18 protein-coding genes, 2 tRNA genes, 1 other RNA gene and 2 pseudogenes are annotated in these 24,549 nt (G+C 68.7%); 13 read left to right on the top strand and 10 right to left on the bottom strand.

Going from position 1 to position 24,549, the window contains the following annotated elements:
* Positions 1 to 93: 93 nt before the first annotated feature.
* The 4 genes and pseudogenes from H7U32_RS10830 to H7U32_RS07465 form a co-directional block, all read right to left on the bottom strand.
* Complete coding sequence (locus tag H7U32_RS10830) at positions 94 to 591, bottom strand: hypothetical protein (RefSeq protein ID WP_239457603.1); 498 nt, start codon at positions 589 to 591, stop codon at positions 94 to 96.
* A gap of 200 nt (positions 592 to 791) precedes the next feature.
* Positions 792 to 866 (bottom strand): annotated as a pseudogene (locus tag H7U32_RS11810) (DUF7577 domain-containing protein); the annotation flags it as partial.
* An 80-nt stretch (positions 867 to 946) separates the two neighbouring features.
* Positions 947 to 1,207 (bottom strand): Txe/YoeB family addiction module toxin, encoded by a 261-nt coding sequence (locus tag H7U32_RS07470; RefSeq protein ID WP_204469456.1) that lies wholly within the window; start codon positions 1,205 to 1,207, stop codon positions 947 to 949.
* Positions 1,208 to 1,210: 3 nt separating this feature from the next.
* Entirely contained in the window at positions 1,211 to 1,471 is a 261-nt protein-coding gene (locus H7U32_RS07465; RefSeq protein ID WP_204469455.1) for a type II toxin-antitoxin system Phd/YefM family antitoxin, read from the bottom strand.
* 485 nt (positions 1,472 to 1,956) lie between these two features.
* On the opposite strand from H7U32_RS07465, the gene leuA reads away from it, so the two are divergent.
* Positions 1,957 to 3,867: a 2-isopropylmalate synthase gene (gene leuA, locus H7U32_RS07460; RefSeq protein ID WP_204469454.1), complete on the top strand. Its 1,911-nt coding sequence runs from the start codon at positions 1,957 to 1,959 to the stop codon at positions 3,865 to 3,867.
* A gap of 109 nt (positions 3,868 to 3,976) precedes the next feature.
* On the opposite strand, the gene H7U32_RS07455 is transcribed toward leuA, so the two are convergent.
* Positions 3,977 to 6,436 carry a transglycosylase domain-containing protein gene (locus tag H7U32_RS07455; RefSeq protein ID WP_204469452.1) on the bottom strand — a complete coding sequence of 820 codons (2,460 nt, stop codon included), beginning with the start codon at positions 6,434 to 6,436 and terminating at the stop codon, positions 3,977 to 3,979.
* A gap of 109 nt (positions 6,437 to 6,545) precedes the next feature.
* Here H7U32_RS07455 and ffs point away from each other — a divergent pair.
* The 5 genes from ffs (at position 6,546) to H7U32_RS07430 (ending at position 12,659) form a co-directional block, all read left to right on the top strand.
* Positions 6,546 to 6,636, top strand: an RNA gene (gene ffs, locus H7U32_RS07450) — signal recognition particle sRNA small type.
* 54 nt (positions 6,637 to 6,690) lie between these two features.
* A complete protein-coding gene (locus H7U32_RS07445; protein WP_204469450.1) occupies positions 6,691 to 7,896 on the top strand; it encodes a phosphatase PAP2 family protein in 1,206 nt (401 codons plus the stop codon).
* A gap of 68 nt (positions 7,897 to 7,964) precedes the next feature.
* On the top strand, positions 7,965 to 10,844 hold the full coding sequence (gene topA, locus H7U32_RS07440) for a type I DNA topoisomerase (protein WP_204469448.1): 2,880 nt from the start codon (positions 7,965 to 7,967) through the stop codon (positions 10,842 to 10,844).
* A gap of 19 nt (positions 10,845 to 10,863) precedes the next feature.
* The gene (gene tmk / locus H7U32_RS07435) at positions 10,864 to 11,511 is read left to right on the top strand and encodes a dTMP kinase (RefSeq protein WP_204469446.1); all 648 of its coding nucleotides are present in this window, start codon (positions 10,864 to 10,866) and stop codon (positions 11,509 to 11,511) included.
* Complete coding sequence (locus H7U32_RS07430) at positions 11,508 to 12,659, top strand: DNA polymerase III subunit delta' (protein ID WP_204469444.1); 1,152 nt, start codon at positions 11,508 to 11,510, stop codon at positions 12,657 to 12,659. Before tmk ends, H7U32_RS07430 begins: the two co-directional genes overlap by 4 nt.
* Before the next feature lie 174 nt (positions 12,660 to 12,833).
* Here H7U32_RS07430 and H7U32_RS07425 read toward each other — a convergent pair whose 3' ends face one another.
* Positions 12,834 to 13,910 (bottom strand): LacI family DNA-binding transcriptional regulator, encoded by a 1,077-nt coding sequence (locus tag H7U32_RS07425; protein WP_204469442.1) that lies wholly within the window; start codon positions 13,908 to 13,910, stop codon positions 12,834 to 12,836.
* A gap of 120 nt (positions 13,911 to 14,030) precedes the next feature.
* Entirely contained in the window at positions 14,031 to 14,294 is a 264-nt protein-coding gene (locus H7U32_RS07420; protein ID WP_204469441.1) for an HPr family phosphocarrier protein, read from the bottom strand.
* 222 nt (positions 14,295 to 14,516) lie between these two features.
* Between H7U32_RS07420 and ptsP the strand changes: the two are divergent.
* From ptsP to H7U32_RS07400, 4 genes and pseudogenes are all read left to right on the top strand, one after another.
* Positions 14,517 to 16,165, top strand: a pseudogene (gene ptsP / locus H7U32_RS07415) (phosphoenolpyruvate--protein phosphotransferase).
* A 79-nt stretch (positions 16,166 to 16,244) separates the two neighbouring features.
* A complete protein-coding gene (locus tag H7U32_RS07410; RefSeq protein WP_204469439.1) occupies positions 16,245 to 16,796 on the top strand; it encodes a YbhB/YbcL family Raf kinase inhibitor-like protein in 552 nt (183 codons plus the stop codon).
* A gap of 89 nt (positions 16,797 to 16,885) precedes the next feature.
* Entirely contained in the window at positions 16,886 to 18,484 is a 1,599-nt protein-coding gene (locus H7U32_RS07405; protein WP_204469437.1) for a C69 family dipeptidase, read from the top strand.
* An 88-nt stretch (positions 18,485 to 18,572) separates the two neighbouring features.
* Positions 18,573 to 20,090, top strand: a complete 1,518-nt coding sequence (locus H7U32_RS07400; protein WP_204469435.1) for a formate--tetrahydrofolate ligase — start codon at positions 18,573 to 18,575, stop codon at positions 20,088 to 20,090.
* A 188-nt stretch (positions 20,091 to 20,278) separates the two neighbouring features.
* Here the strand turns inward: H7U32_RS07400 and H7U32_RS07395 are convergent.
* From H7U32_RS07395 to H7U32_RS07385, 3 genes are all read right to left on the bottom strand, one after another.
* Positions 20,279 to 20,351, bottom strand: a tRNA-Glu gene (locus H7U32_RS07395).
* 161 nt (positions 20,352 to 20,512) lie between these two features.
* Entirely contained in the window at positions 20,513 to 20,860 is a 348-nt protein-coding gene (locus H7U32_RS07390; protein ID WP_204469433.1) for a phenylpyruvate tautomerase MIF-related protein, read from the bottom strand.
* Positions 20,861 to 21,010: 150 nt separating this feature from the next.
* Positions 21,011 to 21,100 (bottom strand) — tRNA-Ser (locus H7U32_RS07385).
* Positions 21,101 to 21,416: 316 nt separating this feature from the next.
* Between H7U32_RS07385 and H7U32_RS07380 the strand changes: the two genes are divergently transcribed.
* Genes H7U32_RS07380 through H7U32_RS07370 form a run of 3 tightly spaced genes read left to right on the top strand, consistent with a single transcriptional unit; the run spans position 21,417 to position 24,527 of the window.
* A complete protein-coding gene (locus H7U32_RS07380; RefSeq protein WP_204469432.1) occupies positions 21,417 to 22,763 on the top strand; it encodes a CapA family protein in 1,347 nt (448 codons plus the stop codon).
* Position 22,764: 1 nt separating this feature from the next.
* Positions 22,765 to 23,880 (top strand): NAD(P)-dependent oxidoreductase, encoded by a 1,116-nt coding sequence (locus tag H7U32_RS07375; protein WP_204469430.1) that lies wholly within the window; start codon positions 22,765 to 22,767, stop codon positions 23,878 to 23,880.
* 8 nt (positions 23,881 to 23,888) lie between these two features.
* Entirely contained in the window at positions 23,889 to 24,527 is a 639-nt protein-coding gene (locus H7U32_RS07370; RefSeq protein WP_204469428.1) for an IMPACT family protein, read from the top strand.
* Positions 24,528 to 24,549: the final 22 nt, after the last annotated feature.

The following is a 24,549-nucleotide window of genomic DNA, read 5'->3' as shown; positions in this document are numbered from 1 at the left end:
ATGACCAGATAACCAAACCCCAAAGCAGCGGGCCGACCCCAGGATGCCCAAACCAGGGAAAACCCGCTGCACAAACTACGGAAAACAACATGACTATTCTGCCAACACGAACTTGACAAAAGACAAGGTGACCGCCACCTGCCCCTCCTGGACCTTCGAATCCCCGGAGACGACCACCTGCTTGTAACGCACCGGCACACCCATGTCACCCAGCGTGTCCACGACCTTCGCGGCCGGCTTGCCGACCGTGTCCTCCGGCACACCCGGACCGGCGGACTCACGCACCGTCACCGTCGAACCATTCCTTACGCGAGTGCCGGCAGCCGCACCCTTATACCCGAGGAACGAGCCCGGCTCGCGGCCCGAGAACTCACGCACCGTCCTGGCTTTCAGCCCCTTCGCCCTCAACGCCCGGGTCATGGCCTTCGCCGACACCACCGCCTGACCGGACTCCTTCCCCGGTTCCTTGCCGTCCGCGGCCCCGGCCTGCGACGCCAGCGACGCCGGGTCGGGCAACGCTTTGCCGCCCCACAACTCGGCGCGGTACGTGACGAACGCCGTCCCACCGGCCGCCACCAACGCCACCGCCACCGCGGCCGACGACGCGACGCCACGACCCCAACGCCACCAGCCCCAGGACCAGCGGATGGCGTCACGGCACCGGCCGCGACCGGCGGGGCGCCGGCATCAGCCGACGGAACAACGGCGGCAGGCGAGGAGGCCGACCCATCCACCGGCTGCGCCACGTCATCGGCCGCGACCGGCGCCCCCGCAGGCGCCGTCTCCAACGGACGGCCACACTCCCCGCAGAACCGGGCATCCCCATCATTACGCGCGCCACACTGCGCACAAAACACCACACCCATCGTCATCCCTTTTCCCACGCCACCCTCGGCAAACCACCACCCCAGTCTACCGCAACAACCATCGCGCAGTCAGGCGGCGGTCATCCGTCGTAGTGGCTGCGTGCGGAGAGAATGATCACCTGATCGTCGTCCACGGCATAGATGAGACGGTTCGCAGTGTCGATGCGGCGCGACCACGCGCCCTGACACTGCCATTTCAACGGTTTGGGCTTGCCCATGCCCTCGAATGGGGTGCGCAGCGTGGTCCGGATGAGTTGGTTGATGCGCTTGAGTGTCTTCCTGTCCTGCGCTTGCCAGTGCAGATAGTCATCCCATGCGTCCTGCGTCCAGAAGAGTAGCACCGGTTACTCCTCGATGAGGTCATGACGGATGGTCCGGCCGGTGCGCACCTGCTTGAGTCCGCGCAGCACCTTGTCGCTCAGATAAGGATTCTCCGCCACGTGCAGTGTCTCCATAAGGGAGTCGTAGTCGTTGGCGCTCATAACCACCACGTTGTCGTCCGGATTGGTGCTGGTGACGAGCAACATGTCAGCATCCTCGTTGACCTGGCGCATGTACGACCTGAGATTCTGCCGAAAATTGCTGTATGCGACCGCAGTGACCATGTTCAGCCTCATTCCCATGATGTTGTACAGATAATTGTACATGCATTGGTCGCGGGTAGCTTGGCGACGTCCGGTTTGGCTACCTGTGGGGAGCATAACTGCCCGCGTGCAGGCTGTTAGCGTCCATTTTGGCTACCCGCGGGGAGCGGGATTGGTCGCGGGGGGAGTGAAGAAGAGGCGGAACAGCAGCCTGCCGCGCCCGACCACACCTCGCCACGCCATCATCACGCCAGTCGCGCCACATCACGCCAGCCAGCGCCACGTCCCGCCACCATATGGATGCCGGCCCGCGTCGCCACCGTCGCTCCCGGTAGAATGGGAAGTTGCGCAATATGCGCGGCAACAACCATAGGTCAGCGCGGCTGGCGGCCTGCCATCGGCCGGCGAACCGGCATATCGCCGGCGCACAGCCGGCCCCACGGCCAGAGGCCAGAGACAGGGCCGTGGCCGTCCCGCCGCACCGAAAGCCAGCAAAGGAGGAAACGATGGGCCAGGATCAATCATCCGTGTTTGATCTCGCCGCGGTCGCCGCGGCATCCAACGGGGGGAACAACGACCCGCTGCTGCCTCCCGCGCGATTCATCGGCGACCCGCAGAAGCCGAGCAAGATGCCGTACACCAAGTACGTCGCCTACGACAAGCAGGTGCCGTTCGACTATCCAGAGCGCACCTGGCCGGGCAAGCGCCTGCAGCGCGCCCCGCGCTGGTGCTCCGTGGACCTGCGCGACGGCAACCAGGCGCTCGTCAACCCGATGGACTCCGAGCGCAAGCTGCGCTTCTGGAACCTCCTGATCTCCATGGGCTACAAGGAGATCGAGGTCGGCTTCCCCTCCGCCTCGGAGACGGACTACGACTTCATCCGCATGCTCATCGAGCGCGAGCTCATCCCGGACGACGTGACGATCGTGGTGCTCACCCAGGCGCGCGAGCATCTGATCCGCAAGACCTACGAGTGCCTGCGCGGCGCCAAGCGCGCGGTCGTGCACTTCTACAACTCCGTCTCCGTGCTCCAGCGCGAGGTCGTGTTCCGCAAGGACAAGGCCGGCATCAAGAAGCTCGCCACCGACGCGGCCGAGCTGTGCAAGGAGCTCGAGGGCGACGCCGCCGGCACCGACCTGTACTACGAGTACAGCCCCGAGTCCTTCACCGGCACCGAGCCGGAGTACGCGGTCGAGGTGTGCAACGCGGTCATCGATGTGATCAAGCCGACGCCCGAGCACAAGATGATCATCAACCTGCCGGCCACCGTGGAGATGACCACGCCGAACGTGTTCGCCGACGAGGTGGAGTACGTCTCCAACAACCTCACGGACCGCGACTCCGTGGTGCTCTCCCTGCACCCGCACAACGACATGGGCATGGGCGTGGCCGCCACCGAGCTGGCGCTGCTCGCCGGCGCCGACCGCGTGGAGGGCTGCCTGCTGGGCAACGGCGAACGTACCGGCAACGTGGACCTGGTCACGCTGGGCCTGAACATGCTCACGCAGGGCATCGACCCGCAGGTGGACCTGTCGAACGTGCCGGAGATTCGCAAAACCGTCGAGTACTGCAACCAGATCAAGATCTCCGAGCGCCATCCCTACGCCGGCAACTTCGTGTTCACCGCGTTCTCCGGCTCGCACCAGGACGCCATCAAGAAGGGCCTGGAGGCCCGCCAGGTGGCGGCCGACCGTGCCGGCGCCGACCTCGACTCCTTCGTGTGGCTGGTGCCGTACCTGCCGATCGACCCGAAGGACATCGGCCGCACCTACGAGGCGATCATCCGCGTCAACTCGCAGTCCGGCAAGGGCGGCATGGCCTACCTGCTCAAGACGAACCACAACCTCGACCTGCCCAAGCGTCTGCAGATCGAATTCGACAAGATCGTGCAGCGCTACGCGGACGAGACCAAGAAGGAAGTCAAGGACGAGGACATCTGGCGCCTGTTCAAGGACGAGTATCTGCCCGTGGAGGAGGGCGGCAAGACGGCCGCCGGCGCCGTCGTGGGCGATTCCGCCGACGAGTCCCTCGCCCAGTGGGGCCGGCTCAAGCTGCTCAAGGTGTCCGTCTCCTCCGGCGAGGACGGCTCCGACACCGTGCTCAAGGCCAAGCTGCTCGACCGCGGCGTGAACGTGGGCGTGGACGAGCCGGTCGAGCGCGAGGTCTCCGGCATCGGCAACGGCCCGATCGCCGCCTTCCTCAACGCCGTCGCCGACTTCGGCGTCGAGGCCTCCGTCATGGACTATGTGGAGCACACGATGTCCGTGGGCACCGACGCCATGGCCGCCTCCTACGTGGAGTGCCAGGTGGGCGAGGCCGACGACACGCAGATCGTGTGGGGCGTGGGCATCGATTCCTCGATCATCACCAGCTCCCTCAAGGCCATCATCTCCGCAATCAACCGCTCCACGCGCTGATCCGCGAGCCGGGCCGCCCGGAGACCACCGGGCGGCCCCTGAACATGCAGGACGGCCCCGGACGCATCCGCTGCGTCCGGGGCCGTCCCATTCATGGGGCCGACGACGTTCACTCCGATTCCGTGGCGGCGCCGCCGGTTCCGCCGGTCTGGCCGGCGTTCCCTCCGCCGGATTGCTGGCCGCCGGGCTGCTGGCCGGTGCTCCCGGCGCCGCCGCCGGTCTGGCCGGACCCGTCGCCTGCGCCGCCGCCGGAGCCACCGGCGCCACCGGAACCACCGGCGCCACCGGAACCACTGGAACCACTGGAACCGCCGGAGGACCCGTTGCCGCCGGACTGGGCCGCGCCGTCGTCCTGCGACGACGCGCCCGAGCCGTCTTCGCCGCTGGCGCCGTCCCCGTCGTTCTGCGAGGTCCCGCCGTCGGCCCGCCCTCCGGTGGTGCCCTGCGACGTCCACTGGCGTGCGCCGGTGCCCCAGGTGCCGTCCATGCCACCGACCTTGCCGTCGTCATGGGCTGCCGGGAACTGCTCGTCGGCCACGCCCTGCAGGGCCTGCCGCATGTACTGGGTGAACAGGTGCGCGGGATAGCTCATGCCCTGCTGGTAGCCGGCGAAGCTTGGAATCTCCTGCGCGGAGCCGTCCTGGCCCGGGTTCCACACCGCGAACAGCGCCAGCGTGCTCGGCGTGAATCCCACGAAGCTCACGGCCCTCGCGTCGTTGGCCGTGCCGGATTTGCCGGCCATCGTCTTGCCGATGGAGCGCGCCTCGCGGCCGGTGCCGTACTGGATGGTGCCTTGCATCGCCTTCACCACAAGGTTCGTGTCGTTCGCGTCGAATACGCGCTCAGGAGTGGTGGGCGCCTGGTAAAGCTCCTGGTCGTGGTCGTCGAGCACATGGGCCACGATGTGCAGCGTCACCTTCTGGCCTTGGTTGGCCAGCGTGGTGAAGCCGGATGCCATCGCCTTCACGGTCAGTCCGGAGTTGCCGAGCACGGTGTAGGCGTCCTCGGCGATGGTGCCGGTCACGCCCGCCGTCCGGGCGGTTTCGGCGATGCTCTGCGAGCCGAGGTGCTGGGCCAGGTCCATGTACACGGTGTTCACCGAGTTGGCGGTGGCCTGGTAGAGGTTGATGTACCCGTAGCTTGCGCCGCCGGAGTTCGTCATCGGCGTGGACAGACCCGGGAAATCGCGCGGCGAGTTGCCGTTGAACGTGGTGTCCAGGCTCACGCCCTGCTGCACCGCGTCAAGCAGTGCGAACGGCTTCATCGTGGATCCGACCTCGTAGGTGGCGTCGGTCACGTTGTTGAGCTGCTTGGCCAGGTAGTCCTCGCCGGCGTACAGCGAGATGATCGAGCCGTCCTTCACGTTCACCGAGATCGAGCCGACCTCGAGTCCCTCGGGCAGGATGGTGTTGTCGCCGTTGCGGCTCGCCGTCCGGTACATGAGGTCCTGCTTGTCCTTGTCGATCGTGGTGACGATCTTGTAGCCGCCGGTGTCCAGGTCGTCCTCGGTGAAGGCCTTGCTGGCCACGAGCTCCTGGCGCACCATGCGCAGCAGGTAGCCGTTGGGTCCCTGGTACACGTTCGTGGCCTGCCGCTGCACGGTCTGTGGCATCCGGGCCTGCGCTGCCTCGCTGGCGGTGATGTAGCCGTCCTCCTTCATGATGCGGATCACGCGGTCGAAGCGTTCCTGCGCCATCTTGGGATCCACGGCCGGGTCCCAGCTGCTGGGGGCGGGGATGATGCCGGCGATCATCGCGGCCTCGGAGACCGTCAGGTCCTTCGCGTCCTTGTTGAAGTACGCCTGCGCGGCCGCCTGGATGCCGTAGGCGGACCGCCCGAGGTAGATGGTGTTCATGTAGTTGCAGAGCACCTGGTCCTTGTCCTCGGTCTGGGTGATCTTCAGCGCGAGAACGGCCTCGCGCGCCTTGGCCACGTACGTGGTGTTGGAACCCATGTAATAGCGCTCGGCGTACTGCTGGGTGATTGTGGAGCCACCCTGGCGCGTGCCCTTGGTCACGTTGGAGAGGAAGGCGCGCGCGATGCCCTTGACATCGATGCCGCGGTTCGTGTAGAAGGTGCGGTCCTCGGAGGCGACCACCGCCTTGCCCACGTAGTCCGGCAGCGCGGAGCAGGAGATGATGTCGCGGTTCTGCTCGGCGAAGGATCCGATGGGGGTGGTGCCGTCCGCGTAGTAGACGGTCGTCTTCTGGGCGAGGGCGAACTTCTCGGGCGGCGGCGTCTCCGTGGTGATCCACAGATAGGCGAACGCGCCGATGCCCGCCACAAGCGCGGCGCCGACGAGCCCGCCGATGATACCGAACACCCACGTGAGGACGCGGCGTGCGCCGCGCTTCCGCCGCCGCGGCCCCCTCGGGGAGGTGGCGCGGTGGTTGCCGCCGGCGTAGTGCCGTGCGGCCGCGCCGCGCCCGGAGGAGGCGCTCCGGGCCGCCGCGCGCGGGGCGGGGCGCCGCGGCGTCGAGCGCGTGCCCCGGGCCGTCGAACCGGCCCGTCTGCGGCCGTTCCCGCCGCCCGAGGCATGCCGCGAGGAGGTATGCGTCTGTGATGCCATGGTTCACCACCGTAACCGCCTGCCCTGAGAATGGGCCGGGCGCGATGGCGGAATCCGCCCCGGGCCCCGCCGGCGGCGTGGCTTGTCCACGCCGCCGGTACACTGGTATTCGCCTCCATGTGGCGTTATGTCACCCAACTCCCCCAGGGCAGGAATGCAGCAAGGGTAAGTGGCCTCTGACGGGTGCGTGGAGGTTTTCCATATCTTCTGCATTCCGCCGCCGTTGGCGGGACGCACCTCTACAGTCGTGGGGTATGAGCGAAGCACAGAACCCCGGTCCCGGCCAGCCGCGCATCCGCGACCCGCATGCCCCCGTCAACCTGGTCGGCGGCGCCGCACAGGCCGCCCCCGACTCCCCGCTGGTCTTCCCCGTCGCCGATGACGGGGAGGTCGAGGAGCTCAACCTCGCCGCCGTCGCCGACCCCGCCCCGGCCGCCCCCGCGGCGGCCGACGGCGACATCGTCGACCTGACCGGCGACCGCGCGCTCGTCGCCGTCGACCCGCTCACCCGCCGCCCCCGCACCTCCAGCCGCGTGCTGTGCGCGGTGCTCGCGGCGGTGTGCTTCGCGGCCGCGGCCGGCATCTGGTGGCTGGGCGTGCGCACCGAGGACGGCCAGAGCTTCGACGACCTGGCCGAATCGACGTTCGTCCAGCACGCCCCCGGCTGGCTGACCGCCGTGGTGCGCCCGTTCACCGCGACGCTGCGGCTGCCGCTGCTGCCGGCGGGATCGTCGTACCTCGTGTTCGGCATCTCGGCGCTGCTGGCCGTGGCGGCCGTGGCGGTGGCCGCGGTCCGCCGCCGCTGGTGGCTGCTCGGCCAGCTCGTCGCCTTCGGCGCGGTGTGCTATGCGCTGACTTGGCTCAAGGAGCTGCTGCCGCGCCCGTTCATCATCCACACGGTGGCCGGCACCGCCCAGAACTCCGCGCCCTCCGGGCATACGATGCTCGCCGCCGCCAGCGCGCTCATGCTGGCGATGGCGGTGCCGCGCGCCTGGCGCGCGCTCGCCGCCATCCTCGCCGCCGTCTGGAGCGCCATCGTCGCACTGTCCGTGGTGGCCGGCTCCTGGCATCGGCCGACGGACGCGGCGATGGGTCTGCTGCTCGTCGGCGGCACCGCGATGCTCACGCTCGCGTTCAGCCGCACCTCCGGCATGGACGAGCCCGGCCGGCGCATGTCCTCCGCCAGCGTGCAGATCGTCGGCTCGGTGATGGTCACCGGCGGCGTGATGGCGGTGCTGTACGGGGCCTACGTGGTGTGGCAGGTCGTGCCCGGACTGTCGATGAGCGCCGAGTGGGCGCAGTCCGGTGCGGTCGGCGCCTCCTGCGTGCTGCTGGCCGGTCTGGCCGTGCTGCTGGCCGGCCTGACGCTGGCGATGCGCCAGCTCACCGCCGCGCCGCTGACCAAGCTCGGCCTGGTCGGCGCGCCGCCCGCCCCGCCGGTGGGCGCGCCGGGCAAATGACCAGCGGGCGTGCTTAAACTGCAAGCACCGAAATCGGCTACGGAACAGGGAGTGCAAGAGGAGAGGCCATGGCAAACGGCAGCAAGCTGGTGATCGTCGAGTCTCCGACCAAGGCGAGGAAGATCGGCGGCTACCTCGGCGACGGCTACACCGTGATGGCGTCGGTGGGCCACATCCGCGACCTCGCCCAGCCGAGCCAGGTGCCCGCGGCCGACAAGGCGAAGTACGGCAAGTTCGGCGTGGATGTGGAGGACGGGTTCAAGCCCTACTACATCGTCGGCCCGGATAAGAAGAAAACCGTCACCGAGCTCAGGCGCGCGCTCAAGAACGCCGACGAGCTCTACCTCGCCACCGATGAGGACCGCGAGGGCGAGGCCATCGCCTGGCATCTCGTCGAGACGCTCAAGCCCAAGGTGCCGGTCAAGCGCATGGTGTTCCACGAGATCACCAAGGACGCGATCAAGGCCTCCCTGGCCAAGACGCGCGACGTGGACGGCCATATGGTCGACGCCCAGGAGACGCGCCGCATCCTCGATCGCCTCTACGGCTACGAGCTGTCGCCGGTGCTGTGGCGCAAGGTGGGGCCGGGCCTGTCCGCCGGCCGTGTGCAGTCCGTGGCCACCCGCCTCATCGTGGAGCGCGAGCGCGAGCGCATGGCCTTCGTGCGCGCCTCCTACTGGGATGTGACCGCCACGCTCGCCGCCCCCGGCGCCGAAGGCGATCCGGTGCGCTTCGACGCGCGCCTGGTCTCGCTGGCCGGCCGCCGCCTGGCCACCTCCAAGGATTACGACGACACCGGCCGGCTCACCGCCGACGCCGCCGGCAGCGACGTCCGCGAGCTGGACGAGGCCGCCGCGCGCGCCCTCGCCGAAACGCTCCGCGGCGCCGACTTCACCGTGATGACGATGGAGAAGAAGCCGTACCGCCGCCGCCCGCTGCCGCCGTTCACCACCTCCACGCTGCAGCAGGCCGCCGGCAACCGCCTGGGCATGAGCTCGCGCATGACGATGCGCGCCGCCCAGGGCCTGTACGAGAACGGCTACATCACCTACATGCGCACCGATTCGGTCACGCTCTCGCAGGAGGCCATCGACGCGGCTCGCGACTGCGTGACCCGTCACTTCGGCAAGCAGTACCTCTCCGATGCCCCCAAGCAGTACGCCACCAAGACGGCCGGCGCGCAGGAGGCCCACGAGTGCATCCGCCCCGCCGGCGCCACGTTCCGCGATCCGGACGAGCTGGCGGACAAGGTGCCCACGGACCAGCTGCGCCTGTACACGCTGATCTGGCAGCGCACGCTGGCCTGCCAGATGGCCGACGCGACCGGCTCCACCGCCACCGTGCGCCTGTCCGCGCCCGCCGGCGGCGAAGGCGAGGCCGTGTTCCAGGCCTCCGGCACCGTCATCGAATTCCCCGGCTTCATGAAGGCGGCCGGCGAGGGCCGCCGCGCGTCCGCCGCCAAGGAGGCGGACAAGGCCGACGCGGACCGCACCCACGCGCGCAAGGACGCCGAGGGCAACGACTCCCTGCCGCCGATGGCCACCGGCCAGACGCTCGCCGCCTCCGCCGTGGAGGCGGACGGCCACGAGACCCAGCCGCCGGCGCGCTACACCGAGGCCTCGCTGGTCAAGACGCTGGAGGCCAAGGAGATCGGCCGCCCGTCCACCTACGCCTCGATCATCTCCACGATCATCGACCGCGGGTACGTGTACGAACGCGGGCGCGCGCTGATCCCCAGCTGGCTGGCGTTCGCGGTGACCAAGCTGCTCGAGACGAAGTTCCCCAAGCTCGTGGACTACGCGTTCACCGCGCAGATGGAGAACGGCCTCGACCAGATCGCGCACGGCAAGGAAACCGGCCGCGAATGGCTGACCCGCTTCTACTTCGGCTCCGGCGAGGGCGCCGCGCAGAGCGCCGACGAGGCGCACGAGGGCCTGCAGCGCCAGGTGGCGCAGCTCGGCGAGATCGACGCGCGCGCCATCAACACCATCGCAATCGGCGACGGCCTGCAGGTGCGCGTGGGCCGCTACGGGCCCTATCTCGAGGACACCGCGCATCTCGACGCCGAAGGCAATCCGAAGCGCGCCTCCCTGCCGGAGACGCTGGCGCCGGACGAGCTCACCGTGGAGGTCGGCCACGACCTCATCGAGCACCATTCGGGTGGTCCGCGCGAGCTGGGCAAGGACCCGGCCACCGGCGGCACCGTGGAGGTGCGCAACGGCCGCTTCGGCCCGTATGTGGCGCTGGTGCCGCCCGAAACCGAGGAGGCGGAGGGCGCCGCCAAGCCGGCCGCGAAGCGCGGCACGAGGAAGGCGGCCGCGCCCAAGCCGAAGATGGCCAGCCTGTTCAAGACGATGGACCCCGAGTCCATCACGCTGGACGACGCGCTGCGACTGCTGAGCCTGCCGCGCCTGGTGGGCGAGGTCGAGGAGACGAACGCCGAGACCGGCGAGGTGACCATGGCCAAAGTGGAGGCGAGCAACGGCCGCTACGGCCCGTACCTGACCAAGACCTCCGCCGACGGCAAGTCCGAGACCCGCTCCCTGGGCAGCGAGGACGAGATCTTCACCGTGGACGTGGCCCGCGCCAAGGAGCTGTTCGCCCAGCCCAAGTACGGCCGCGGCCGCCGCGCCGCCAAGCCGCCGCTGCGCGAGCTTGGCGCCGACCCGGAGACGAACAAGCCGGTCACCATCAAGGACGGCTTCTACGGCGCGTACATCACCGACGGCGAGACGAACCGCACGCTGCCCAAGCAGTACACGCCCGAGTCGATCACGCCCGAGGAGGCGTTCCGCCTGCTCGCCGAGAAGCGCGCCGCCGGCCCCGCCAAGCGTGGCCGCCGTCGCTCGACGGCGTCCAAGTCCACGGCGGCGAAGAAAACCACCACGCGCAAGACGGCCACGAAGAAGACGACGGCGCGCAAGTCCGCCGCCACAAGCGCGCAGTGAGGGATATGCAGTGAGCGATATGCGAGGCATATTCATCTCGTTCGAGGGTGTCGATGGCGTGGGCAAGACCACGCAGGTCGAGCGGCTGCGCGGCTACGCCGAGTCCCTCGGACGGGAGGTCATGGTGACCCGGGAGCCGGGCGGCACGCCGCTCGGCTCCGCGATCCGGCGTCTGCTCCTGCATGGCGTCGGCGGGCAGGGGGACGCCCCCGGCGCCGCGGACATCGCCCCGCGCGCCGAGGCGCTGCTGTTCGCCGCCGACCGCGCCCAGCACGTCGCCGAGGTGATCCGGCCGTCCCTGGAGCACGGAAGCGTCGTCATCACCGACCGTTACCTGGACTCGTCCCTGGCCTACCAGGCCGGCGGACGCGAGCTCACCGCCGCCGAAGTGCGGAATCTGAGCCTGTGGGCCACGGGCGGGCTGCTGCCGCGGCGCACCTATCTGCTCGACATGGACCCGGCGCTGTCCCATGCGCGGCTCAAGTGCGACGAGGACCGCATGGAATCCGCCGGCGACGCGTTCCAGCGGCGCACCCGCGCGGCGTTCCTCGACCTGGCCGGGCGGGAACCGGACCGCTTCCGCGTCATCGACGCCAGCCAGGGCATCGAGGCCGTCTGGGGCGCGATCAAGGCGGATTTCGACCAGCTGCTCGGGGAGTTGGCATGAGCGTGTGGGATTCGATCGTCGGCCAGCGGCCGGTTGTGGACATGCTCGCCGCCATCGCCGCGGGCGACCCGTCGCAGCTCGCCCAGTCCTGGCTCATCTGCGGGCCCCCGGGCTCCGGGCGGTCGAATATGGCGCGCGCCTTCGCTGCGGCGCTGGAAAGCCCCGACCATGGCTTGGGTGCGGAGCCGACCAAGGCCACGCGCGAGGTGCTGGCCGGCACGCATCCGGATGTGACGGTGCTGGCGACCAACAAGGTGACCATCGGTATCGACGAGGTGCGCGACCTCATCGAGAAGGCCGAGCAGTCGCCCAGCACCGGCCCGTGGCGCATCATCATCATCGAGGATGTGGACCGCATGCTCGAGCGCACCACGAACGTGCTGCTCAAGGAGATCGAGGAGCCCAGCGAACGCTGCATCTGGCTGCTGTGCGCCCCCAGTGCGCAGGACGTGCTGCCCACCATCCGCTCGCGCACCCGCATCGTCAACCTCGCGGTACCGCCGACCGACGCTGTGGCGGACCATCTCGTGCGGACCGAGGGCGTCGACCCGGCGCTGGCGGCCCAGGCCGCGCGTCTGGCGGAGGGGCATATCGGCGTCGCCAGGCTGTATGCCACCGACGAGCAGGTGCGCGCTGACCGCGACGAACTCGTCGCCGGCGTGCTGAAGCTGGCCCGCGCCTCCGACGCGGTGCTGCTGGCCGGCGCCCTCATCGACAGCGCCAAGGCCCAGGCCGAGGTGGCGGTGGCCGCGCAGGCCGCGCGCGAGGAAGCCGACTTCCGCCGCGTCAACGGCCTGGGACCGGAGGACCGCATCCCCGCCAAGCTGCGCGGCGCCTTCAACCAGATCGGCAAGAAGGACGAGCTCAAGCGCCGCGCCACCCGCGGCAGCCGCGACGTGCTCGACCGCGCCCTGAACACCGTGGCTTCCATCTACCGCGACGTCACGGTGCTGCAGAACGGAGCCGAGGCCTCGGTAGGCCTGATCAACGAGGAACACCGCGCCGCGATCGCGCGCCTCGCCGGGCGGCTGGACCGCCAGGCCGCCGTCGCCTGCCTGGACGAGGTCGCCGTGGCGCGCCGCCGTCTGGGCGGCAACGGCAACCCCACCCTGCTCTTCGAGGCGTTGTTCTGCGCGCTGCTGCCCTAGCCGGCCTGGACGGCCTGGCCGGCCCTAGCCACCGGTCCCAGTCACCGGTCCCAGTCACCGGTCCTAGCCGGCCCTCCCATACGGCGAACCGTACTCTGAGCGTTCGCAAGCGTACGGTTCGCCGTGTGTATGAGGACATTAATGAGCGCGTGACTCAACGGATGGGACGTGCGTCTAAATACTCATGGTTTGCGTTGGCTGTTCGTAATCCGATTCTCCGTAGCGGGGTGAATCCGTCGATTCTCTTGTCACGAGTTGTGCGGGAAAGGCAGTGTGGGCTGGCAACCAGTGCGGTGAGGACCGGCCGAGGCTCATGAGTCGCATCGCCTCGGCGGCGATTTGCCGGGCCGGTACTCGCGTGGTGCTCAGGCTCGGCGTGGTCAGCGCTGATTCGGGGGAATCGCCAAAGCTCATGACGAGTACGTCATCAGGCACCGCCACGCCAAGTTCCCTTAGAGCAAGGAGCGTGCCGGCAGCCACGGTGTCGTCATCGCAGACGATTGCGTCGGGGTGCTCGCCATGAGCGGTGAACAGACGTGTCGTATCGTCGAAACCGCGCTCGGTGGTGACGGGGCCGAAGGTCGTCCATTCTGGATCCGAGACCATGCCTAAGTTGTGCGTCTGTGTCTGGAAGGTTGTGAAGAGGTCGGCGGCCTCAGGGGAGTCGATGGGAGTTGAGAGGAATGCCACGCCGTGCGCGTTGCGCCCAGCCAGATGACTCAGCGCAAGTTTCATCGTGGCGTTTTCATCGATACCGACCCAGTTGATGTGGAACGAAGAGGTGCTACCGCCGATTTGTACAATCGGTAGGGTGCCCGCATGCGCTTCGAGTGCGGGGGAGAGATCCGAGTCGGTTTGCGGCAGGACGACAAGTCCATCCACGTGACGCTTGATGAAAGTGTCGATGCGGTTCGTTTGTTCCTCGGCATTGGCGCCGAACCCGAGGAGGAGCAACTGGTCTGCATCGGAGGCGAGAGATTCGAGTTCGCTGATGATGGACAACTCGGCCGGGGTGACTGCTCGTGGCGCGACCAGGGCGATGGTGTTCGTGGCGCCACTGCGTAGGGCGCTAGCCGCCACGTTGACATGATAATTGAGTTCCTCCGCGGCACGGCGCACGCGGCGTGCGATGGCGTCGTCTTTGGTGCGTTTGCCTGACAGGACGCGTGAGACGGTTGCTGTGGATACGTCGGCGCGGATCGCCACTTCGAGGATGGAGCTGCCGCTTCTGCCCTCCTGTTGCCGTCTCATACCGTGCTCCTCACAAAACGATGGTCGCCGCCCTCCCCGACGAGGGGCGGACGGCGAGCGTAATCACAATCCATGGTAAGCCATGGCCGTTGTTTCCGCGAAAATGGTAGTGAAGAAGGCTTATTCAGCCTTGACCAGGATTTCAGCGAGGGAATCGGCCACAGTGTCGGCGTCGTCGCCATCAACGGTGAGTGTGACGGTGTCGTTCTGCTTGATGCCCAGTCCCATGACAGACAGAATCGTGGCGGGCACCGGGGTGCCGCCTTGTTTGGCGATGGTGACGGCACATCCAGAGCTGGCGACGGCTTGTGCAAAGAGCGAGGCCGGGCGGGCGTGGATGCCGACGGGATCGGTGACGACGACGGAACGCGTGACGGTTGCCATGGGAACTCCTTTGAACTGGTGGCCTGTGGTCGAGAAAGGTCGATGACCTACGGCATATCGTACCATTGGAAAGCTATTTTCAGAAATCGTTTACCTATGGTGTTGTCAAGTCTTATATGGGTGTATGCTTACCAATGTCGGCAAGCGTTGTACGCTAGGTCGGCGTTATTCCCCTCTGTCCATGGTGGACGGTCGGGTGTTCGTCTACAAGGAGTGTGCGACATGATCATCACCGGAAGCGGTATCGGCCGTGGCGTAGCCGTGGGGCCTGTTATCCGCATGGCGCCCCGTTGGTCGAGCCCGAGGACACGCCCCGTGACTCCGGTCTCGACGCCGACACGGAGAAGCGTCGTGTCGCTAGTGCGATGGCCCGAGTGAACGCCGATCTTAACCACCGAGCCGAGAAGGCTAAGCACGGCGACGAAGGCGCGCGACAGGCCGCCCCGATTCTCGAAGCCATTGCCATGTTCGCCGCCGATCCCTCGCTCGCTGCTTCGATCGATGCGCTCATCGATGCGGGCAAAACCGCCGAGCGTGCCGTGCTCGAGGGCTTTGGTCAAGTCGAGGATATGTTCCGTGCCATAGGTGGTTATCAGGCGGAGCGCGCCGCCGACCTGCACGATGTCGGCCAGCGCGTGATTGCCGACCTGCGCGGTGTGCCTGCCCCTGGCGTGCCGGAATCCGATGTTCCCTTCGTGCTGGTGGCCGAGGATCTGTCTCCGGCCGACACCTCCTCTCTCGATTTGACCAAGACCCTGGCCATCGTCACATCCCAGGGCGGACCCACTTCGCACACCGCCATCCTGGCGCGCGCCCGCGGCATCGTCGCAGTGGTTTCCGCCGCCGGCGCCGAGAAACTCAAGGACGGCGACCAGGTCATCGTCGACGCAGCCCATGGCCGGGTCGTCACCGAGCCCACCGCCGCGGACATCGCCGCCGCCGAGACCGCGAAGGCCCAGGCCGCCAAGGCCAGGGAGCTGCGCGGCCGGGCCGGCGCAACCAAGGACGGCCACCCCGTGCCGCTGCTGGCCAACGTGGGCAAGCCGGCTGACGCCAAGGAAGCGCATGAATACGGTGCCGAGGGCGTGGGCCTGTTCCGCACCGAGTTCCTGTTCATCGGCAACGCCGAGCCGCCGAGCGTCGAGGAGCAGACCAAGGCCTATGCCGAATTGCTCGCGCAGTTCCCAGGTAGGAAGGTCGTGATCCGCATGCTCGACGCGGGCGCCGACAAGCCATTGCCCTTCCTCACCCCCGAGGATGAGTCGAACCCCGCCCTGGGCCTCAGGGGCCTGCGCACGCTGCGCGTCCACCGGCAGGTGCTCGAGGACCAGCTCAAGGCTCTTGCTGCCGCGGACGCGCAGACCGACGCCGACCTGTGGGTGATGGCGCCGATGGTGGCCGACCAGTGGGAGGCCGACTACTTCGTCAAGCTCGGAAAAAGCTTCGGTCTGCGGAAGGTCGGCGCGATGGCCGAGGTGCCCTCCATCGCCCTCATGGCCGACAAGGTGGCCGAGGTCGCCGACTTCGTGTCCATCGGCACCAACGACCTGACCCAGTACACGATGGCCGCCGACCGCACGCTCGGCTCGGTCGCCTCGTACCAGACCGCCTGGCATCCGGCCGCGCTGTGCGCCATCAAGCTCATCTGCGACGCGGGCAATGCCAAGGGCATGCCGGTGGGCGTGTGCGGCGAGGCCGCGGCGGATCCGGACCTCGCGGTGGTGCTCGCCGGACTGGGTGTCAACTCGCTGTCGATGACCCCGATCGCCCTTGACGATGTGCGCGCCGCCCTCGCGGAAACCACCCTCGCCGAGGCCCGGAAACGGGCCGAGGCCGCGCTCGACGGCGCCGGCTACACGCCCGCCGGATGAGACCGGCGCGGGGGCGGGCGGTCCCATCCGGCGGTATGGGCGTTTGCGGGCGACACATGGCCGCGCGATACTGGAAGCCATGAAGATCTCCGCTGATTTCACCGTCGTGCCCGACGACTTCGCCAAGGCCGCCGCCCCCGAATACCAGGTCGACGGCACGCCCGTCGTCTCCTTCCCCTTCTACGTCGACCAGCTCGACCCCTCGGTCCAGTACCTGCACTGGGCGTTCACCGACCCCGACTCCATTCCGGTCTGCGGCTTCGAATGGATCCACTGGACCGTCGCCAACCTGCCCGTCGACGCGCTTATGTTCGACTTCAACGACTCCCACGCGCTGCAGATTCCGCCGGATTTCTCCCGCCAGCTGCCCGCGATGATCCCCGAGGCTATGCAGGGCCGCACCTCCGCCGCCTCGCGGTTCGTGGGCGCCACGAACCCGCAGGTCACGATGCGCTACAACGGCCCCCAGCCGCCGGACAAGGACCACGACTACACGCTGCACGTGTGGGGCACCGCCGCGCCGCTGCCGGGGCTGAACCAGGGCTTCTGGCTCAACGAGCTGCTCCACGCCCTGCGCGACCTGCCCGCCGTCCCCGACCAGGGCGGCATCGTCCTGACCGGCAAAGCCTGACCGGCAAAGCCTGAGCGGCACGCCACGGCGAACGTGGCGCCACGGTAGACTTGTGTGGTTTCCAACGCTCCAGGAAAGGATGTGCTTCCATGGCCTGCACCACGATTCTGGTGGGCAAGGACGCCAGCTACGACGGCTCCACCATCATCGCCCGCAACGAGGACTCCGCCAACGGCGAGTTCAACCCCAAGCGCTTCATCGTCGTCAACCCCGACGAGCAGCCGCGCCACTACCGCTCCGTCATCTCCCACGTCGAGATCGACCTGCCGGATGACCCGATGCGGTACACGGCCGTGCCGAACGCTGACCTCAAGGAAGGCATCTGGGGCGAGGCCGGCGTCAACGAGGCCAACGTGGCGATGAGCGCCACCGAGACCCTCACCACCAACGAGCGCGTGCTCGGCGCCGACCCCTTCGTCGAGCGCAAGCCGGCCCAGGGCAAGGAGGGCGAGCCCGGCTACCAGCCCGAGGTCGCCGGCGGCATCGGCGAGGAGGACTTCCTCACCATCGTGCTGCCCTACGTCAAGACCGCGCGCGAGGGCGTCCAGCGCCTGGGCGCCCTGCTCGAGCAGTACGGCACCTACGAGATGAACGGCGTCGCCTTCTCCGACGTGGACGAGATCTGGTGGCTGGAGACCGTGGGCGGCCACCACTGGATCGCCAAGCGCGTGCCGGACGAGGCCTACGTGACGATGCCAAACCAGCTGGGCATCGACGAGTTCGACCTCGAGGACGCCCTGGGTGACCAGGAGAGCCACATGTGCTCGGCGGACATGGCCGAGTTCATCGGCCGCAACCACCTCGACCTCGCCGTCGAGCCGGCCAGCCCACTCAACCCGCGCGACGCCTTCGGCTCCCACTCCGACTCCGACCACGTGTACAACACCCCGCGCGCCTGGTGGATGCAGCGCTTCCTCAACCCCTACGACGAGGTGTGGGACGGCCCCGACGCCGACCACAAGCCGGAGAGCAACGACATCCCCTGGGCCCGCCAGCCCGAGCGCAAGGTGACCATCGAGGACATCAAATACGTGCTGTCCGGCCACTACCAGGGCACCCCCTACGACCCGTACGGCAAGCTCGGCGACGAACACACCCGCCACATGTTCCGCCCGATCGGCATCAACCGTCAGAGCCAGCTCGCGGTGATGCAGATCCGCCCGTACCGCCCGCAGGCCAACCGCGCCATCCAGTGGATCGCCTACGGCTCCAACCCGTTCAACACGCTGGTGCCGTTCTACCCGAACGTCACCGAGACCCCGAAGTACCTGGAGGACACCACCACCCGCGTGACCACCGAGAACTTCTACTGGGCCAACCGTGTGATCGCCGCGCTGTGCGACGGCGCGTTCGCCGACACCGCGAACGCCGTCGAACGCTACCAGGAGAAGACCGGCGCGTACGGCCACGCGATGGTCGCCGCCACCGACGCGAAGGTCGCCGAGCTGACCGGCATCGACCTGGACGCCGAGTTCGACGCCGACGACGAATCCTGCGACGTGCAGCCGATGGGCCCCGACGGCATCATCGCCGCCATCCGCGGCGGCGAGGACGTGCGCCGCGTGCTCCAGGAGGCGAACCAGGCGCTCGCCGACCGCCTCAAGGCCGACACCGACGCGCTGCTCGACTCCGTCCTCTTCACGCGCAGCATGGCGATGAAGAACGGCTTCCACATGTCCGACTTCTAGGCCGCGCCCCGGCCGTAGGCCCGTCACACGCGTGACCCAGCCCTCCCGTATAACTGAACCTGTCCATAAGGAAAGGGGAGCAACACCAATGACCTCCATCGCCGACTTCACCAGCCAGTACGGCTTGGTCCAGAAGATCGATGCGTTCGGCTATCTCGACTACCTCAAGGCCAATCCGGACGCCCCTCGCAAGCACGGCAAGATCGTGCTCGTCACCGCCGATACCCCGCTCAAGGCAAGCCGCGGCGAAGGCAAGACCACCACCACCATCGCGCTCATCGACGCGCTCAACCAGCGTGGCATCGACGCGGCGGCCGTGCTGCGCCAGCCGAGCATGGGCATCACCGCGGCCGGCTCGAAGGGCGGCGCCTCCGGCGGCGGCAAGGCGTCGCTGACCCACCCGGAGCTCATCGACTGGGGTCTGTGCGGCGAGATGGCCGCCATCGAGGCCGCCCAGAACCTGCTCGTCTCCTTCGCGGAGAAGGCCGTGGACGAGGGCAGGCTGGACACGGTCCTCGTGCCGCGCGTCTCCGAGGTGCCGAGCCGCTCCCTGCGTTCCATCACCGTGGACGCCGGCAAGAACGATGTGGCCGAGCGCGTGGTGCTCACCCCGACCTGCGAGCTCATGCAGATCGTGGTCCTGTCCCGTTCGATGGACGAGATCGGCCGCCGCGTGGCCAACATGATCGCCGGCACGAAGGACGGCAAGGCCGTCACCTTCGGCGAGTTCGTGGACCTGTGGCGCATCACCGGCATCCTGACCGACGCGGTCAAGCCGGCGAAGACCGAGACCATGAACGGCTCCCCGGTGTACGTGCACGGCGGCCCGTTCGCCAACGTGTCCATCGGCATCCCCACCCTCGTCTCCGTGGAGATGGCCTGCGCCCTGCACGACGTGGTCATCGTGGAGGCCGGGTACGGCGCCGACGCCGGCGCGCAGAAGTGGCTGGACATCGCCTGCCGCGAGTACGGCGCCCAGTGGCCGTCCGCCGCGGTGGTCGTCACGCGCGCCTCCACCTGGCGCGACGACCCCGAGCTCGCGTGGCGCTACCCGTTCCACGTGGACCGTCTGGAGAAGCTCGACATCCCGACCTTCCCGCTCATCAACCTGTGGGAGGGCGAGGACGACCAGATCCCGGCCCTCAAGGACACCGCCGCGCAGCTGGGCTTCCGCGAGCCGATCGTGGGCAACCTGTTCCGCGACGGCGGCGAGGCGCTGTCCCCGCAGCTCGACGCCTTCGCGGACGTGCTCGCGCGCGGTTCGATGCCGGCCCAGCCGCACAGCCACAAGGGCATGTCCGTGATCGAGAACGTGAAGTGGGTGGCCGAGCACGCCTACGGCGTGCCCGCCGACCGCGTCAAGCTCAAGGATGGCTTCGTCGCCTCCCGTGACGCCGCCGTCCAGCTGTGCGAGTCCGCCGGCATCTCGCTGGCCGACCTCGCGCTGGTCGCGGTGAAGTCCCCGGCCACGATGACCGATGACGACCGCGCCCCCGAGGACGAGCGCACCGTCACCCTGAAGAAGGTGGAGGTGCACGCCGGCGCCGGTCTGGTCCACGTCAACCTCACGACCAGCCTGACCACCCCGATGCCCAAGATCGTCTGATCCGCCCATCGGCCCACAGGCTCGAAGCCGGCCCCGCCACGGTTGAGGGGCCGGCTTCCGTGTACCGGGGGTATGGATGCCACGGGGAGGCTATGGGGATGCCTTGGGGATGTGGGCGTGGCGCCGCCATAGGCGCCGATAACGAGGAACGGCTTCCCGCATGATGCGGGAAGCCGTTCCTTGAGTCGTACCCCCAACCGGATTTGAACCGGTGTTGGCGCCGTGAGAGGGCGTAGTCCTGGACCGCTAGACGATGGGGGCATCTTGAGTTGTGGTGCCGCTGGCGGCTGGCGCCGCGGCGACGAGTTGATAATCTACGGGAAAGCCGCGATCTGCGCCACCTACGGCGTGTCGTGAGCGTTCCCAGTGGTTCGCGCGCCGCCGCGACGGCCAGTCGGGGGAGTATTCGGGGCGACCGGGCGTCAGAAGTTGGAGCCGTTCCAACCCCAGTCGGTCGTCGCCGTGTAGCGGATGTACGTGCGGTCCTCGGGGATGCCGAGCGTGCCGTTCAGCGCCGCCATGATGGACTTGGTGAGCTTCTCCCACGCGGAGCCGGGCACAGAGGAGCCGAAGACGTTGACCTCCACATAGGCGGCCGGCTTGGTGTTATCGCCGGCGAAGTAGATCGGCATGTTGTCCTCGAACGGGCACATGAGCCAGCCCTCGGACTTGCCGGGCACGGCGGTGATGGCCTTGCCGTAGGCGGCCTTGAGCGCCTCGCGCTGCTCCGGCGTGGTGGACACGGACACATGGGTATGGATGACGGGCATGGTGCCTCCTTGGCTGATGATGGACGCCTCCCATTGTAGTGACGCCCGCCGTGCCGCCGTGGGGCGGGGAGGAACAGGGGAGGAACGGGCGGAATATCCGCCATTTGCGGCATGAAAAAAGGGTTCCGGCGCAACCGCCGGAACCCTCGCTGGCGGAGTGAGGGGGATTCGAACCCCCGAGCCGCTAACGCGACTAACACCTTAGCAGGGTGCCCCTTTCGGCCACTCAGGCATCACTCCGGGTCTGCCACGCCCCGAGGGGCGCAACAGCAGACTACTGTAACAGCATGTGCGGATAGGCACGCCGGAGCCACGCAAAACATCCGCCCGGCGCATACAGGCCTGCCTGTGAGGGGCAGGCGGACAGGTAGGTGGGAACGGGGTACGCCGTTGTCCGCCGTTTCCACCGCATATCCTACTCTTGCGCGATGTCGCGCGATCGACGCCATCCGGCTTCGGAGTGTCGGAACCATCCGCCATCCGCCGCCCATGATCCGGGCCGTTCCGCCCAGGCGTTACGCTGTGGGAAAAGGACCGCGGACGGAAGGGACATCGGATGAGGCATATGTCGCAGCAGGGCCGCCACCGCGCGGCCAGGACAAGCCGGGTGTGGGTCGTGCCGGCAGCCGTCCTGCTGGTTGCAGCCCTCGTCCTGGGATGCTGGGCCGCCGTCGGACGCGGCCTGCCGCCCATCGGCGGCCGATCCAGCCAGGACTCCGGCGGCAGTCCGGCCGTCAGCAGGGCCGCCACCGACCGCGCCGCCGTCCCCGCGCCCGTCGTCGAACACCACGGCAACTCCCCGGACTGCCCGGACACCGACTGCATCGCGATGCTCGTCAACGGCGACCTCCTCTTCCACAAGAACCTGTGGAAGCACTTCGCCGGTCCGAACGAAGCCGCCACCGACGGCACCGCCTTCGACTTCGACCCGCTGTTCGAGCCGATGCGCCGCTACATCGACGCCTCCGACATCGCCGTGTGCAACTTCGAGACGCCGGTCGCGCCACGCGGCGGCCCCTACGCCGACTACCCGGTGTTTAACATCCCTCCCGAGGTCGCCGACTCCGCCGCCCACGTCGGCTACACCGCCTGCACCACCGCCACCAACCATTGGTGGGACCGCGGCGCCGACGGCATCGCACGCACCCTCGCCACCCTCGACCAGAACCACATCCTCCACACCGGCGCCTACACCAGCCAGGAAGCCTCCGAGAAGCCCCTCGTCATCGACTCGCCCACCGGCGGCGGCAAGCTCGGCCTCATCGCCGGCACAGTCTCCCTCAACGGCGCCACCGCGGACCCGGACTGGATGGTGGACCGGCTGCGCGACTTCGGCGACCCCCACCACCAGTCGGACATCGACCGCGCCGTCGTCAAGGCCAACGCCGCCCGCGAGCAGGGTGCGGACGTGGTGGCCATCACCATCCACTCGATCAACGAATACATCGACTACGCCGACTCCTGGCAGGTGGCCGAGGCGCATGCGCTCGCCGACACCGGCGCCTTCGACCTCATCTACGGCACCGGCAGCCACTCCGCCCAGCCGATCGAGTATTACAACGGCACTTGGATCATCTACGGCCTGGGCAACGCGCTCACCGTCACCACGCATATCCCCGGCCATCAGTCGAACAACGAGGGCGTCACCGCGCGCGTCCAGTTCGCCGGCAAGAAGGGCGAACCGGGCACCTGGCGCGTCAGCCGCATCGACTGGCTGCCCACCGCCTCCGAGCGCCAGGGCACCTACCAGTGGTGCCCCATGGCCTCCGACCATCCGGACGGCCTCTGCTGGAACGAGGCCGAGGACCAACGCATCCACAGCCGCATCCAGGAGGTGCTCACGCGCAACAACCCCGACCCGAACGTGGTGCGCGAGTGGCGCATCAGCGAGGAAGGACGATGAGATGACCTGCACCCCGACCAATCAACCGACCGGCCCGACCGACCGCCCGCCGATCGAAACCCAGCCGGAACGGACCGACCTGCCGCTGGCGGCGCTGCCCGACCCCCTCGACGCCGAGCTCGCCCCGATCACCGCCCAGCTGGGACGGCTGAGAGACCTCGCCCGCGTGCGCATCACCCCCGGCTTCACCACCGACGAGGACGCGATCGTGGCCCGTACGGCCGGCGCCGACGCGATGTTCATCGGCGGCAATCGCCTCTCCGACCGCCTCCTGAGGCGCCTGTGCGACCCCGCCGGCCCGGACGGCGGCCATATCCGCTGCCTGGTGTTCTGCGGCACCGGCGTGGCCACCTCCGTGAGCCTGCCGCTCGCCGCCGAGCTCGGCGTGCGCGTCTGCAACGCCGAGCATTACGGCGACCACGCCGTCGCCGAGCACACGATGGCGCTGATGCTCGCCGCCGCCCGCCGCATCGTCCCCCTCGACGCCCAGACGCGCGACGGGCGCTGGGCGGCGGCCAACGCCGACGGCCTGGAACTCAACGGCAAACGCCTCGCGATCGTGGGCCTCGGCGGCATCGGCCGCACCGTCGCCGGCCTGGCGCGCGCGTTCGGCATGGAGGTGAGCGCGTGGCGCTCGCCGCACCGCCGTGCGCGGGGCGAGGCCGACCCCGCCGGCATCGAGATGGTCGACGGCATGGCCGAGCTGTTCGCCCGCGCGGACGTCGTGTCCATCCACCTGCCGTACCTGCCCGGCCGGACCGGCGGCATCGTCACGGCCGAAGCCATCCGCGCGATGCGCCCCGGGACGGTGTTCGTGAACACCGGCCGCGCCGAGGTGCTCGACAACACCGCCCTGCTGGAGCGCCTGCGGTCCGGCGATATCCTCGCCGGGCTGGACGTGTACGACCACGAGCCGCTGCGCGCCGGCGAGGAGCTGACGACGCTGCCGAACGTCACGCTCACGCCGCATGTCGCCTGGCGCACGGACGGCGCCTTCGTGGAGCTCACCTGCCAGATGGTCGAGGCGATGGCCTGCTTCTTCGAAGGCCGCGACTACCACGTGGTCGTGCCCGGCCGCGGCGCCTGGCCGGCCGCGGCGCCGGGGCGGGGGGAGTGAGCGCCGCGATGTTCACCCTGCTCGACGCCCCCGACGCGCCCGCCCACGCGAGCTTCGTGGAGAAGAAATCCGAGTTCATCGGCGACGCCTGCCACATCGACTCCCTCGACGAGGCGCTCGCCTTCGTGGAGACGATCCGCGAGCGGCATCCCAAGGCGCGGCATGTGGCGTACGCGGCCGTGTGCGGCGGGGCCGACGGCCGCCTGGCCGAACGCATGAGCGACGACGGCGAACCCTCCGGCACCGCCGGCAAACCCATTCTCGACGTGCTGCGCGCAGGCGGCCTGACCGACACCTGCGTGGCCGTCATCCGGTACTTCGGCGGCATCCTGCTCGGCTCGGGCGGCCTGATCCGCGCCTACTCCACCGGCGCCTCGCTGGCGGTCAAGGCCGCCACCCGCGCCGCCATCGTCACCTGCCAGCGGTACGCGGTACGGCTGGAATACCCGCAGCTCGCCCGCTTCCAGCAGCTGCTCGCCGCGGCCGGCGGCAGCGAGGAGGACGCGGCCTACACCGACCGCGTCACGCTGGTGGCGGTGGTGCCGCAGGATGCGTGCGCACGGTTCCTCGAGCGCGTCACCGAAACCTTCAACGCCGCCGTCGTCCCCGATCCCCTCGACAAGGTCAACGTCCCGCGTCCCGCCTGAGGCCGGCCCGGCCGCGCGTGGA

Origin of the sequence: Bifidobacterium pullorum subsp. saeculare, assembly GCF_016899725.1 — a bacterium.
Classification (GTDB): domain Bacteria; phylum Actinomycetota; class Actinomycetes; order Actinomycetales; family Bifidobacteriaceae; genus Bifidobacterium; species Bifidobacterium pullorum_C.
Note: the sequence above shows the minus strand (reverse complement) of the source record. Positions and strands in the feature narration are given on the sequence as shown.